The following is a 12,503-nucleotide window of genomic DNA, read 5'->3' on the forward strand; positions in this document are numbered from 1 at the left end:
TCGACCCACTCTCTATCTCGGTAACTCCATTCACTATGGCAGGAAACAAACCCTTCAACAAACAGACTGAACCCCGGGAACGCGATCCCCAGTTAGCCGGATTAAAGGTCCCGCCTCACTCGATCGAAGCGGAACAGTCGGTGTTGGGCGGTTTAATGCTGGATAACGAACGCTGGGACGATGTCGCCGAGCGCGTGGTCACTGACGATTTCTACACCCGCCCGCACCGCCATATCTTTACCGAAATGGCGCGGTTGCAGGAGTCAGGCAGCCCTATCGACCTGATCACGCTCGCGGAATCGCTGGAGCGTCAGGGGCAGTTGGAGTCGGTAGGCGGCTTCGCTTATCTGGCTGAACTGTCAAAAAACACCCCAAGCGCGGCGAACATCAGCGCCTATGCGGACATCGTGCGTGAACGTGCGGTGGTACGCGACATGATTTCCGTTGCCAACGAAATCGCCGAAGCTGGTTTCGATCCGCAGGGGCGTAACAGTGATGAACTGCTCGACCTGGCCGAATCCCGGGTCTTTAAAATTGCCGAAAGCCGGGCCAATAAAGACGAAGGGCCGAAGAACATCGCCGACGTGCTTGATGCCACCGTGTCGCGTATTGAGCAGCTGTTCCAGCAGCCGCACGATGGGGTGACGGGCGTTAACACGGGCTATGACGATCTGAATAAAAAGACCGCCGGTTTGCAGCCGTCGGATCTGATTATCGTCGCCGCCCGTCCGTCGATGGGTAAGACGACCTTTGCGATGAACCTCGTCGAAAACGCGGCGATGTTGCAGGATAAACCGGTGTTAATCTTCAGTCTGGAGATGCCCTCCGAGCAGATCATGATGCGTTCTCTGGCCTCGCTGTCCCGCGTGGACCAGACCCGGATTCGTACCGGGCAACTGGACGATGAGGACTGGGCGCGGATCTCCGGCACCATGGGTATTCTGCTGGAAAAACGTAATATCTATATTGATGACTCCTCCGGCCTGACGCCAACGGAAGTGCGCTCCCGTGCGCGCCGTATCGCCCGCGAGCACGGCGGCATTGGCCTGATCATGATCGACTACCTCCAGCTGATGCGCGTCCCGTCGCTCTCTGATAACCGAACGCTTGAGATCGCCGAAATCTCCCGCTCGCTGAAAGCGCTGGCGAAAGAGTTGCAGGTGCCAGTGGTTGCGCTGTCGCAGCTTAACCGCTCCCTGGAGCAGCGTGCCGACAAACGTCCTGTTAACTCCGACCTGCGTGAATCCGGCTCTATCGAGCAGGATGCTGACTTAATCATGTTCATCTATCGTGACGAGGTTTATCACGAGAACAGCGACCTGAAAGGGATCGCGGAAATTATTATCGGTAAGCAGCGTAACGGCCCCATCGGTACGGTGCGGCTTACCTTTAACGGCCAGTGGTCGCGTTTCGACAACTATGCTGGCCCGCAATACGATGACGAATAACTCTCCGACCTTCTTTTAACAAGGATTTGCAATGCAAGCGGCAACAGTTGTCATTAACCGCCGCGCTCTGCGACACAACCTGCAACGCCTGCGTGAACTGGCGCCCGCCAGCAAGCTCGTTGCAGTCGTGAAAGCGAACGCTTACGGACACGGTCTTATTGAGACCGCGCGAACGCTCCCTGATGCCGACGCCTTTGGCGTCGCCCGTCTCGAAGAAGCCCTGCGTCTGCGCGAAGGGGGGATCACCCAGCCGATTCTGCTGCTCGAAGGCTTCTTTAACGCCGCCGATCTCCCGACTATCGCCACGCAACGGCTGCATACCGCCGTACACAATCTTGAGCAGCTCGAAGCGCTGGAAAACACGGTGCTCAGCGAGCCCGTCACCGTTTGGATGAAGCTCGACACCGGCATGCACCGTCTGGGCGTGCGCCCGGAGCAGGCGGAGGCGTTTTACCAGCGCTTAAGCCAGTGCAGGAATGTACGTCAGCCGGTCAATATCGTCAGCCATTTTGCCCGCGCCGATGAGCCTGACTGTGGTGCCACCGAGCAGCAGCTCGATATCTTCAACACCTTCTGCGAAGGCAAGCCGGGCATGCGCTCGATTGCGGCATCCGGCGGTATTTTGCTCTGGCCGCAGTCTCATTTCGACTGGGCACGTCCAGGCATAATCCTGTACGGCGTCTCGCCGCTGGAGGGTAAGCCCTGGGGGCCGGACCTCGGTTTTCAGCCAGTAATGTCGCTCACCTCCAGCCTGATTGCGGTGCGCGAGCACAAAGCCGGGGAGCCGGTGGGCTACGGCGGGACCTGGATCAGCGAGCGCGACACCCGTTTAGGCGTGGTGGCGATGGGCTACGGCGACGGCTATCCGCGCGCGGCGCCATCCGGGACGCCAGTGCTGGTGAATGGCCGGGAAGTGACCATCGCTGGCCGCGTGGCGATGGATATGATCTGCGTCGACCTCGGGCCAGAGGCCCTGGAGAAAGCGGGCGATCCGGTGACGCTGTGGGGTGAAGGTTTGCCCGTGGAACGGATCGCGGAAATCACGAAAGTAAGTGCTTACGAACTTATCACGCGACTGACGTCGCGCCTGGCGATGCGGTACCTGGATTGAGCGTGACTTTGCTTGTAGGGATGAGAGAGCGCCAGTAATTTTCTTGCCGGTAGCCCAGGTCGCCAGGGTGGTGGCGATTGAGCCACCCTGGCACGTTCACCGGTTCAGATGTATCAGAGAAGCAAGGAACGTAAGGTGAACGGAACCACCACCTGAGTCGCAGGTTCCCCCTCATCCTCAGGTTGAAGAAGCCGACTGTGCCTGTTTTTTATGAAGTGCCACGCAACGTGTCGACCATACCCCATCTTCATTAACATCCTCTCGATCTTCTTCCACTTCCGGTTTATTGTTGAATTCCCTGCCTCATTATTATCCGGAGAACCATCGCGTGTTCCAGAAAGTCGACGCCTATGCTGGCGACCCTATCCTCTCCTTAATGGAGCGTTTCAAAGACGATCCGCGTGGCGATAAAGTTAACCTCAGTATCGGTCTTTACTACAACGAAGCGGGCATCATCCCGCAGCTGCAGGCCGTTGCCAAAGCCGAAGCGCGTCTGAACGCCACGCCACACGGTGCGTCGCTCTATCTGCCGATGGAAGGACTCAACAGCTACCGTCACACCATCGCCCCACTGCTGTTTGGCGCAGACCATCCGGTGCTGGCACAGAAGCGTGTTGCAACCATCCAGACGCTGGGCGGGTCAGGCGCGCTGAAGGTCGGCGCCGACTTCCTGCACAAATATTTTCCGGAGTCGGGTGTCTGGGTGAGCGATCCGACCTGGGAAAATCATGTCGCCATCTTTGAAGGCGCGGGCTTCACGGTGAATACCTATCCGTGGTTCGACGACCAGACTAACGGCGTACGCGTTGGCGCCTTGCTGGAAAAACTGAGCACCCTGCCGGAACGCAGCATCGTGCTGCTGCATCCGTGCTGCCATAACCCGACCGGTGCCGATCTGACGAATGCGCAGTGGGATGCGGTTATCGAGGTGCTGAAAGCCCGCAACCTGATCCCGTTCCTCGACATCGCCTACCAGGGCTTTGGCGCCGGGATGGAAGAGGATGCTTACGCCATCCGCGCCATTGCCAGCGCAGGTCTGCCGGCGCTGGTCAGCAACTCCTTCTCCAAAATCTTCTCGCTGTATGGCGAACGTGTCGGCGGTCTGTCTGTGGTCTGCGAAGATCAGGACGCCGCCGGGCGCGTGCTGGGCCAGCTGAAGGCGACCGTGCGTCGTATCTACTCCAGCCCACCAAACTTCGGGGCGCAGGTGGTGGCGACCGTGCTCGGCGATGACGAACTCAAAGCCGAGTGGCTGGCAGAGGTGGAAGCGATGCGTACCCGCATTCTCGCCATGCGTCAGACGCTGGTGGATGTGCTGAAGGATGCCGTTCCGGGGCACAACTTCGACTACCTGCTACAGCAGCGCGGCATGTTCAGCTATACCGGCTTTAGCGCACAGCAGGTGGACCGCCTGCGCGACGAGTTCGGCGTCTATCTGATTGCCAGTGGACGCATGTGCGTTGCAGGCCTGAATAGCGGCAACGTTCAGCGTGTGGCGAAGGCCTTTGCCGCTGTAATGTAAGCACTTACTCACGACTTCCTTCTTTAGCGAAGGGGGTCGTTAAGAAGTACAGCCGCGCTTTGTGATATCCCTCTTTCTATTGCGACAGAGAGAGAAATTCTCCTTTCCTTCCCCTCCCGCTGCGGTTATTTTCGATGGGGCTTTTGACCATCCGCTCAAAAATAAAACAACAATCTGAATATTCTGGGTAAAAAATGCGCAAGATCATACTGGCGCTCAGCGCTTCCTGCTTATTGCTCTCGCTCAGCAACCCAGCCGTGGCTCGCCCCTCTTCACCTCCACCGTTATATCCGGGCACAACCGCCGCCAGATTGGCTGAGCAGGCGCCCGTTCACTGGGTTTCCGTCGCACAAATTGAAAAAAGTCTGCTCGGGCGTCCACCCATGTCGGTGGGGTTTGATATTGATGACACCGTCCTGTTTTCCAGCCCTGGCTTCTGGCGGGGTAAAAAAACCTGGTCTCCGGAGAGCGATGAGTACCTGAAAAATCCGGCATTCTGGGAGCAGATGAATAACGGCTGGGATGCGTTCAGCATTCCCAAAGAGGTGGCGCGGGCGCTGATCGCCATGCACCTGAAGCGCGGCGACAACATCTGGTTTATTACCGGGCGTCATTTCACTAAAACCGAAACGGTCACGAAAACCTTGCAGGACGCCTTTCTGATACCCGCCGTATCTATGAATCCGGTGATTTTTATTGGCGGAAAGGGGGAGAGGACCAAAACGCCGTGGATTGCCCAGAAACAGATTAAGATTTACTACGGCGACGCGGATAGCGACATCAACGCGGCGCGTGAAGCGGGTGCCAGGGGGATTCGGGTTTTGCGGGCGTCGAACTCCACCCAAAAACCGCTGCCTCAGGCGGGAGACTTTGGGGAAGAGGTGATCGTTAACTCAGAATATTGAGTCTCTTTTGGCGCAGGAAAGAACACTTTTTAAGCAGATTTACCTGCTGCGGGTTTTACCTTTCGTCGTATTGCTGCACACTTAGAGGGATCAACCTGTAAAACGGAGCAGCACATGTGGTATCAGCAAACCCTGACCCTGCGCGCCAGGTCTCGCGGTTTTCACCTGGTGACGGATGAGGTCATCGGTCAGATTCGCGATCTTCCCCGCATCAACGTGGGTTTACTTCATCTGTTGCTGCAACACACGTCAGCCTCTCTCACTCTTAACGAGAACTGCGATCCCACCGTCCGTTCCGATATGGAGCAGCATTTTCTCAAATCCATTCCCGATAATGCCCGCTGGGAACACGATGACGAGGGGCCAGACGACATGCCTTCCCATATTAAATCCTCCACGCTAGGCGTCTCTTTGCTGCTGCCGGTCAATCATGGCCGTCTGCAGCTGGGCACCTGGCAGGGGATCTGGCTGGGAGAACATCGTATCCACGGCGGTTCGCGCAAAATCATCGCCACGCTACAAGGGGAATAAAGATGACAATTTCGGAGATACTTCAGTACTGCATGAATAAGCCGGGTGCGGAGCAAAGCGTGCACAGCGACTGGAAGGCAACCCAGATCAAAGTCGCCGACGTGCTGTTTGCGATGGTGAAAGATGTGGAGGGGCGTCCGGCGGCCTCGTTAAAAACCAGCCCTGAACTGGCAGAACTGTTGCGCCAGCAGCACAGCGACGTGCGTCCCAGCAAGCACCTGAATAAAGCGCACTGGAGCACGGTCTATCTGGACGGGTCGATTCCCGATTCGCAGATTTATTACCTGGTGGATGCCTCTTACACGCAGGCGGTGGAACTGCTGCCGGAGATGACCCGGCAGCAGCTGTCAGTGTAACTACTTCAGAAGCGGTTTAAGGAAGCGGGCGGTGTGCGAGGCTTCGCACTCCGCGACGGTTTCCGGGGTGCCGGAAACGAAAATTTCACCGCCGCCGCTGCCGCCTTCCGGACCGAGATCGACAATCCAGTCCGCGGTTTTAATCACGTCCAGGTTGTGCTCAATCACCACGATGGTGTTGCCCTGATCTCTGAGCTGGTGCAGCACGTCGAGAAGCTGCTGGATATCGGCAAAGTGCAGACCGGTGGTCGGCTCATCCAGAATGTAGAGCGTCTGTCCGGTGCCGCGTTTGGAGAGTTCACGCGCCAGCTTCACGCGCTGCGCCTCCCCGCCCGAGAGGGTAGTTGCTGACTGGCCCAGACGAATGTAGGTCAGACCAACATCCATCAGGGTCTGGAGCTTACGCGCCAGCGCCGGAACGGCATCAAAGAACTCGCGCGCCTCTTCGATGGTCATATCCAGCACTTCGTGGATGGTCTTGCCTTTATATTTGATCTCCAGCGTTTCGCGGTTATAGCGTTTGCCTTTGCACTGGTCGCACGGCACGTAGATATCCGGCAGGAAGTGCATCTCAACTTTGATCACCCCATCGCCCTGACAGGCTTCGCAGCGCCCGCCGCGCACGTTAAAGCTGAAGCGGCCCGGCGTGTAGCCGCGTGAGCGCGATTCCGGCACGCCGGCAAAGAGTTCACGTACCGGCGTGAAGACACCGGTATAGGTCGCCGGGTTAGAGCGCGGGGTACGACCAATCGGGCTCTGGTCGATATCGATCACCTTGTCGAAGTGCTCAAGCCCGGTGATGTCACGGTACGGCGCAGGCTCTGCCAGCGTTGCACCGTTCAGCTGAGTCTGCGCAATCGGGAACAGGGTGTCGTTAATCAGCGTCGATTTACCGGAACCCGACACCCCGGTAATGCAGGTGAACAGGCCGACCGGCAGGGTGAGCGTCACATCTTTCAGGTTGTTGCCGCGGGCGCCGGTGAGTTTCAGCACTTTTTCCGGGTTGGCAGGCACGCGCTGTTTTGGCACCTCAATCTTGCGTTGACCGCTCATGTACTGGCCGGTCAGGGACTCCGGCACCGCCATGATGGCGTCCAGCGGCCCTTCCGCCACTACCTGGCCGCCGTGGACACCCGCGCCCGGCCCGATGTCGATCACGTGGTCGGCGGCGCGGATGGCATCTTCATCGTGCTCGACCACAATCACCGTGTTGCCGAGGTTACGCAGGTGAATCAGGGTGCCAAGCAGACGTTCGTTGTCACGCTGATGCAGGCCGATAGAGGGCTCATCCAGCACGTACATGACGCCCACTAAGCCCGCACCAATCTGGCTCGCCAGACGGATACGCTGGGCCTCGCCGCCGGAGAGCGTCTCTGCGGAGCGGGAAAGCGTCAGGTAGTTGAGGCCAACGTTCACCAGGAATTTCAGACGATCGCCAATCTCTTTCAGCACTTTCTCGGCGATTTTCGCCCGCTGGCCGGAGAGCTTCAGGTTAGTGAAGAAATCCATCGCATGACCGATGCTCATGTCTGAGATGGCCGGCAGCGGCGTGTTTTCCACATACACATGGCGCGCTTCACGACGCAGACGAGTACCGTCACAGGTGGCGCAGGAGCGGTTGCTGATGAACTTCGCCAGCTCTTCACGCACGGCGCTGGATTCGGTCTCTTTGTAGCGGCGCTCCATATTGTGCAGCACGCCTTCAAACGGATGGCGACGTACCGAGGTATCGCCGCGATCGTTCATGTATTTGAACTCGATGTTCTCTTTGCCGGAACCGAACAGGATCACTTTGTGCACGTTCGGGCTCAGGCTGCCCCACGGCGCTTCAACGTCAAATTTATAGTGCTCTGCCAGCGACTTCAGCATCTGGAAATAGTAGAAGTTACGCTTATCCCAGCCGCGGATGGCGCCGCCAGCCAGCGACAGTTCAGGATTCTGGATCACCCGATCGGGATCGAAGTACTGCTGTACGCCCAGGCCATCACAGGTCGGGCAGGCGCCCGCCGGGTTGTTGAACGAGAACAGACGCGGTTCCAGCTCGCGCATGCTATAGCCGCACACCGGGCAGGCGAAATTGGCGGAGAAGAGCAGCTCCTCCGCTTTCGGGTCGTCCATATCGGCAACTACCGCCGTACCGCCGGAGAGATCCAGTGCGGTCTCGAACGACTCCGCCAGGCGCTGGGTCATGTCGTCACGCACCTTAAAGCGGTCAATCACCACCTCTATGGTGTGTTTCTTTTGCAGTTCCAGCTTCGGTGGATCGGAGAGATCGCACACTTCCCCGTCGATACGGGCGCGGATATAGCCCTGGCTTGCCAGGTTTTCCAGCGTTTTGGTGTGTTCGCCCTTACGCTCTTTAATGATTGGCGCAAGCAGCATCAGGCGTCTGCCTTCCGGCTGCGCCAGCACGTTGTCCACCATCTGGCTGACGGTCTGCGCCGCCAGCGGGACATCGTGATCCGGACAGCGCGGCTCGCCTACGCGGGCATAGAGCAGACGCAGGTAGTCATGGATTTCGGTGATGGTCCCGACGGTGGAACGCGGGTTGTGGGAGGTCGACTTCTGCTCAATGGAGATGGCAGGCGACAACCCTTCAATATGGTCGACGTCCGGTTTTTCCATCAGCGACAGGAACTGGCGCGCATAGGCAGAGAGCGACTCAACGTAACGACGCTGACCTTCGGCATACAGGGTGTCGAAAGCCAGAGAGGATTTGCCTGAGCCTGAAAGCCCGGTGACGACAATCAGCTTGTCGCGAGGGATGACGAGGTTGATATTCTTGAGATTGTGGGTGCGGGCGCCCCGAACTTCGATCTTATCCATTCACCTTTCCCGGTAGGTAGATACACGGAATGCCTGGTTTGTTTGAAGGACAACCGGCATAAACGATTAATTATGACACAAATTGACCTGGCTGGATATACAGTATTGAGATGCAAATTCAGATTCGTTGTGCAAAAATAGACCACGAAAAGAGTTGGGTGGAATCCGCCTCGCAGCTATGAACATGCGGCATGGAAATGGTACACTCGCGCGTTTACACTATTTAGAAATTGTTTTCAGGAGACACGATCATGGCCAGCAGAGGCGTAAACAAGGTGATTCTCGTCGGTAATCTGGGCCAGGACCCGGAAGTACGCTATATGCCGAGTGGTGGTGCAGTGGCCAACATTACGCTGGCTACCTCCGAATCCTGGCGTGATAAAGCGACCGGTGAGATGAAAGAGCAGACCGAATGGCACCGCGTCGTGCTGTTTGGCAAACTGGCCGAGGTGGCCGGTGAGTATCTGCGTAAAGGTTCTCAGGTCTATATCGAAGGCCAGCTGCGTACCCGCAAATGGACCGATCAGTCTGGCCAGGAAAAATACACCACTGAAGTGGTGGTGAACGTTGGCGGTACCATGCAGATGCTGGGTGGCCGTCAGGGCGGTGGCGCGCCAGCAGGCGGCGGCCAGCAGCAGCAGGGCGGTTGGGGTCAGCCTCAGCAGCCGCAGGGCGGCAACCAGTTCAGCGGCGGCGCACAGTCCCGTCCGCAGCAGCCATCTGCGCCAGCGCAGTCCAACGAACCGCCAATGGACTTCGATGACGACATCCCGTTCTGATCTCTTGCAGAACGAAATAAAAACCCTGCCTTGCAGGGTTTTTTTATACCTGAGGGTCAGGAAAGGGTGAGTTACGGCTGTCGCCACTGCCTTATATGCTCGATCAAGGCACGCAATTTTGGCGCCATGTTGCGGCGTTGCGGGAAATAAAGATAAAAACCCGGAAAATGAGGGAGATATTCATCCAGTATGGATACAAGCTGCCCACTTTCAATATAGGGCCTGAATGTCTCCTGAGGAGCAAAAGTGATGCCGCCGCCGGCAAGGGCGATGTTCAGCATAAGACGCAGATCGTTAGTGGTGATCTGCGGATCGATGGCCACATCGAAAGGTACGCCTGCCTCCTCAAATTCCCAGCGATAGGGTGCTACATCCGGGGAAGGGCGCCAGCCGATACAGCGATGGCGAACAAGCTCCCGGGGATGCCGGGGGGCGCTGTTGGCTGCCAGCCAGGAGGGTGATGCAACCACCATTTCCCGCTGCGGCCCCGTCAGAGGCACGGCGATCATATCTTTTTCGATAACTTCTCCCAGCCTCACGCCGGCATCATAGCCCGCCGCCACGATATCGAACTCCTCATCCGACACCAGAACATCAATCGTCACGCCAGGGTTCGCAGCCGCAAAGGAGGCGAGCAAGGGGCCAGAAAGAAACTCTTCGGCTATTGATGTTACCGCAATCCGCAGAAGCCCGCGCGGCGCGCTGTCCGAGGCGATCTCTTCAAAGGCCGCTTCGATATTTGCTAAAGGTAAAGATAAGGCGTTACGCAGCCGCTCGCCTGCTTCAGTCAGGTTTACCGAACGCGTTGTGCGCATGACAAGCAGGGTTTCGAAAGTGTCCTCAAGACGCCTTATACCCTGGCTGACTGCCGACCGGGTGACGCCAAGGCGTGCGGCGGCCGCGCTGAAGCTGTGTTCCTCGGCGACCGCGAGAAAAAGAGGCAGGAGATTAAGATCGACCTTCATTGTTTACCGTTGCTAACCAGTGAGTCAAGTAAGTGCAGGATACAAGAAACAATCTCAAGGTTCTATTATCTTCCTGAACTCAACTGAAGGAGCACATCATGAATAAAGTTATCTTAATCACGGGCGCATCCAGCGGTATTGGTGAAGGTATTGCCAGAGAGCTTGGACATGCCGGCGCGAAAGTATTGCTGGGGGCGCGCAGGCTGGATCGCATAGAAGCCATTGCGACAGAAATCCGCAATACGGGCGGCCATGCTGAAGCCCATGAGCTGGATGTCACCAGCCGTCAGTCGATGGCTGACTTCGTCCAGGCGGCGGTTGAAAAGTGGGGGCGCGTTGACGTTTTAATCAACAACGCAGGCATTATGCCGCTTTCACCCCTTGCGGCAGGGAAACAGGATGAATGGGAACGCATGGTTGACGTTAATATCAAAGGCGTTCTCTGGGGAATTGGGGCGGTACTTCCCATTATGGAGGCGCAGGGCAGCGGTCAGATTATCAATATTGGCTCTATCGGTGCCCTTTCCGTTGTGCCAACGGCCGCCGTCTATTGCGCCACAAAATTTGCAGTACGGGCAATTTCGGATGGTTTACGCCAGGAAAGCTCGAATATCCGCGTAACCTGCGTTAATCCCGGCGTGGTAGAAAGCGAACTGGCTTCGACCATCACCCACAAAGAAACCATGGCGGCGATGGACGCCTATCGTGCCATTTCGCTCAAACCCGCTGATATTGCCCGCGCCGTGCGGCAGGTTATTGAGGCACCCGAAAATGTTGATACCACCGAAATAACTATCAGGCCTACTGCGTCAGCAAATTAAAGCTGAATATTGTACGCGTTTCGCTATTAACAGGGCCTGATAAATAAGCGTGATGAAAAAATAACGCTGGTCTTGAGTAAATTCGTCCCATTTGTTTACGGCAGATTTAATTCTGTTAAAAAACGTTCGCTGAAATCAGGTGGGGATAGTATTTCCGTTCCGCCGGTAATATATCCCGCCGTATACCGATCCGATTAAAGGAGATCTGACATGAAAATTATGACGAGCTTAATGACAGGTATTATTTTATCTGTGATGTCATTCTGTAGCGTGGCACAGACAGTAAGCGCAGTTGACTCCACTCTTGATGGCGCGGAAGCAAAAATCGCCGCCCAGGCGCAAAAGGCCGGTGCGTCATATAAAATCATCAGTGCGCGCTTTAATAATAAGGCTTACGTAACGGCTGAATTGACCAAATAAATAAGTGCACATGGTTACTGCAAAAAAAGCTGCCCGGCGGGCAGCTTTTTTCGTTTTACCACGGTTGTTCGGTAGGCATAATAAATAGCTCAGCCACGTCCACATGGTCCGGCGCCTGTAAGGCGTAGAGAATAGCGTCAGCGATATCGGCAGACTTCAGAAATGTCATCTGCTCTTTTAACTGCTCCATCCGGGCGCGGTAATTCTCGTCACTGATATGCTCAAATAACTCGCTTTCAACCGCGCCAGGCTGTAGCGAGGTAACACGGATATTGAATTCAGGCGATATCTCCATGCGCAAAATATCGCTGAAGGCCGCTACCGCGTGTTTGGTCGCATAGTAGACACCCAGTCCCGGAAAAGTTTTACGCCCGGCGATCGAGGAGGTATTGATAATATGTCCTGATTTCTGGGCCTGCATAACAGGGAGTACCGCTGCGACGGTATTAAACAGGCCCTTAATGTTGACGTCTACCATTCGATGCCATTCTTCAAGTTTAAGGCTGGCGATGTCCGAAATGGGCATCAGCCCGGCATTGTTAAAGGCGATATCAATGCGGCCATAGGTTTTGTGCAACGTCGCCACGCCTGCAGATACGGAGGCCTGGTCTGTCACATCCATTTCCAGCGCGATGGCTTTACCGCCAGCAGCCTCAATTTCGCTGACCAGAGCCTGCAGGCGATCCAGGCGGCGCGCGGCGAGGCCAACTTTAACGCCATGTGCGGCTAATTTTTTGGCGGTAGCAGCACCGATGCCGCTTGATGCCCCGGTCACGATGGCGGTTTTACCGTTGAGTTCCATAATTGATCCTCTTGTGA

12 protein-coding genes are annotated in these 12,503 nt (G+C 56.5%); 9 read left to right on the forward strand and 3 right to left on the reverse strand.

Annotated elements, in window-relative coordinates; all coding sequences use genetic code 11:
• The first annotated feature begins 35 nt into the window (after positions 1-35).
• The 6 genes from dnaB to C2U54_RS06245 all read left to right on the forward strand — a co-directional run bounded on the left by dnaB (position 36) and on the right by C2U54_RS06245 (position 5,873).
• Entirely contained in the window at positions 36-1,448 is a 1,413-nt protein-coding gene (dnaB, locus tag C2U54_RS06220) for a replicative DNA helicase (RefSeq protein WP_103177851.1), read from the forward strand.
• A 31-nt stretch (positions 1,449-1,479) separates the two neighbouring features.
• Complete coding sequence (gene alr, locus C2U54_RS06225) at positions 1,480-2,559, forward strand: alanine racemase (RefSeq protein WP_103177852.1); 1,080 nt, start codon at positions 1,480-1,482, stop codon at positions 2,557-2,559.
• 328 nt (positions 2,560-2,887) lie between these two features.
• A complete protein-coding gene (tyrB, locus tag C2U54_RS06230; protein ID WP_103177853.1) occupies positions 2,888-4,081 on the forward strand; it encodes an aromatic amino acid transaminase in 1,194 nt (397 codons plus the stop codon).
• 194 nt (positions 4,082-4,275) lie between these two features.
• A complete protein-coding gene (gene aphA, locus C2U54_RS06235) occupies positions 4,276-4,986 on the forward strand; it encodes an acid phosphatase AphA (RefSeq protein ID WP_103177854.1) in 711 nt (236 codons plus the stop codon).
• 114 nt (positions 4,987-5,100) lie between these two features.
• Positions 5,101-5,517 (forward strand): secondary thiamine-phosphate synthase enzyme YjbQ, encoded by a 417-nt coding sequence (locus C2U54_RS06240; protein ID WP_103177855.1) that lies wholly within the window; start codon positions 5,101-5,103, stop codon positions 5,515-5,517.
• A 2-nt stretch (positions 5,518-5,519) separates the two neighbouring features.
• Positions 5,520-5,873 (forward strand): MmcQ/YjbR family DNA-binding protein, encoded by a 354-nt coding sequence (locus tag C2U54_RS06245; protein ID WP_103177856.1) that lies wholly within the window; start codon positions 5,520-5,522, stop codon positions 5,871-5,873.
• Here the strand turns inward: C2U54_RS06245 and uvrA are convergent, their stop codons facing one another.
• Positions 5,874-8,699 carry an excinuclease ABC subunit UvrA gene (gene uvrA, locus C2U54_RS06250; protein ID WP_103177857.1) on the reverse strand — a complete coding sequence of 942 codons (2,826 nt, stop codon included), beginning with the start codon at positions 8,697-8,699 and terminating at the stop codon, positions 5,874-5,876.
• Positions 8,700-8,950: 251 nt separating this feature from the next.
• Here uvrA and ssb1 point away from each other — a divergent pair, with 251 nt between their 5' ends.
• Entirely contained in the window at positions 8,951-9,478 is a 528-nt protein-coding gene (gene ssb1, locus C2U54_RS06260; protein WP_103177858.1) for a single-stranded DNA-binding protein SSB1, read from the forward strand.
• A 71-nt stretch (positions 9,479-9,549) separates the two neighbouring features.
• Here ssb1 and C2U54_RS06265 read toward each other — a convergent pair whose 3' ends face one another.
• Positions 9,550-10,443, reverse strand: a complete 894-nt coding sequence (locus C2U54_RS06265; protein WP_103177859.1) for a LysR family transcriptional regulator — start codon at positions 10,441-10,443, stop codon at positions 9,550-9,552.
• A 98-nt stretch (positions 10,444-10,541) separates the two neighbouring features.
• Here C2U54_RS06265 and C2U54_RS06270 point away from each other — a divergent pair, with 98 nt between their 5' ends.
• On the forward strand, positions 10,542-11,264 hold the full coding sequence (locus C2U54_RS06270; protein WP_103177860.1) for an SDR family oxidoreductase: 723 nt from the start codon (positions 10,542-10,544) through the stop codon (positions 11,262-11,264).
• A gap of 210 nt (positions 11,265-11,474) precedes the next feature.
• Entirely contained in the window at positions 11,475-11,684 is a 210-nt protein-coding gene (locus tag C2U54_RS06275; RefSeq protein WP_103177861.1) for a YdgH/BhsA/McbA-like domain containing protein, read from the forward strand.
• A 55-nt stretch (positions 11,685-11,739) separates the two neighbouring features.
• Here C2U54_RS06275 and C2U54_RS06280 read toward each other — a convergent pair whose 3' ends face one another.
• Positions 11,740-12,486 (reverse strand): SDR family oxidoreductase, encoded by a 747-nt coding sequence (locus tag C2U54_RS06280; protein WP_103177862.1) that lies wholly within the window; start codon positions 12,484-12,486, stop codon positions 11,740-11,742.
• Positions 12,487-12,503: the final 17 nt, after the last annotated feature.

This window comes from Leclercia sp. LSNIH1, from assembly GCF_002902985.1.
GTDB lineage: Bacteria > Pseudomonadota > Gammaproteobacteria > Enterobacterales > Enterobacteriaceae > Enterobacter.

Excerpts from the sequence above, each read along its gene's own strand:
- dnaB (WP_103177851.1), top strand. The coding sequence starts at position 36 with ATGGCAGGAAACAAACCCTTCAACAAACAGACTGAACCCCGGGAACGC.
- alr (WP_103177852.1), top strand. The coding sequence starts at position 1,480 with ATGCAAGCGGCAACAGTTGTCATTAACCGCCGCGCTCTGCGACACAAC.
- aphA (WP_103177854.1), top strand. The coding sequence starts at position 4,276 with ATGCGCAAGATCATACTGGCGCTCAGCGCTTCCTGCTTATTGCTCTCG.
- C2U54_RS06240 (WP_103177855.1), top strand. The coding sequence starts at position 5,101 with ATGTGGTATCAGCAAACCCTGACCCTGCGCGCCAGGTCTCGCGGTTTT.
- C2U54_RS06245 (WP_103177856.1), top strand. The coding sequence starts at position 5,520 with ATGACAATTTCGGAGATACTTCAGTACTGCATGAATAAGCCGGGTGCG.
- uvrA (WP_103177857.1), bottom strand. The coding sequence starts at position 8,699 with ATGGATAAGATCGAAGTTCGGGGCGCCCGCACCCACAATCTCAAGAAT.
- ssb1 (WP_103177858.1), top strand. The coding sequence starts at position 8,951 with ATGGCCAGCAGAGGCGTAAACAAGGTGATTCTCGTCGGTAATCTGGGC.
- C2U54_RS06265 (WP_103177859.1), bottom strand. The coding sequence starts at position 10,443 with ATGAAGGTCGATCTTAATCTCCTGCCTCTTTTTCTCGCGGTCGCCGAG.
- C2U54_RS06270 (WP_103177860.1), top strand. The coding sequence starts at position 10,542 with ATGAATAAAGTTATCTTAATCACGGGCGCATCCAGCGGTATTGGTGAA.
- C2U54_RS06275 (WP_103177861.1), top strand. The coding sequence starts at position 11,475 with ATGAAAATTATGACGAGCTTAATGACAGGTATTATTTTATCTGTGATG.
- C2U54_RS06280 (WP_103177862.1), bottom strand. The coding sequence starts at position 12,486 with ATGGAACTCAACGGTAAAACCGCCATCGTGACCGGGGCATCAAGCGGC.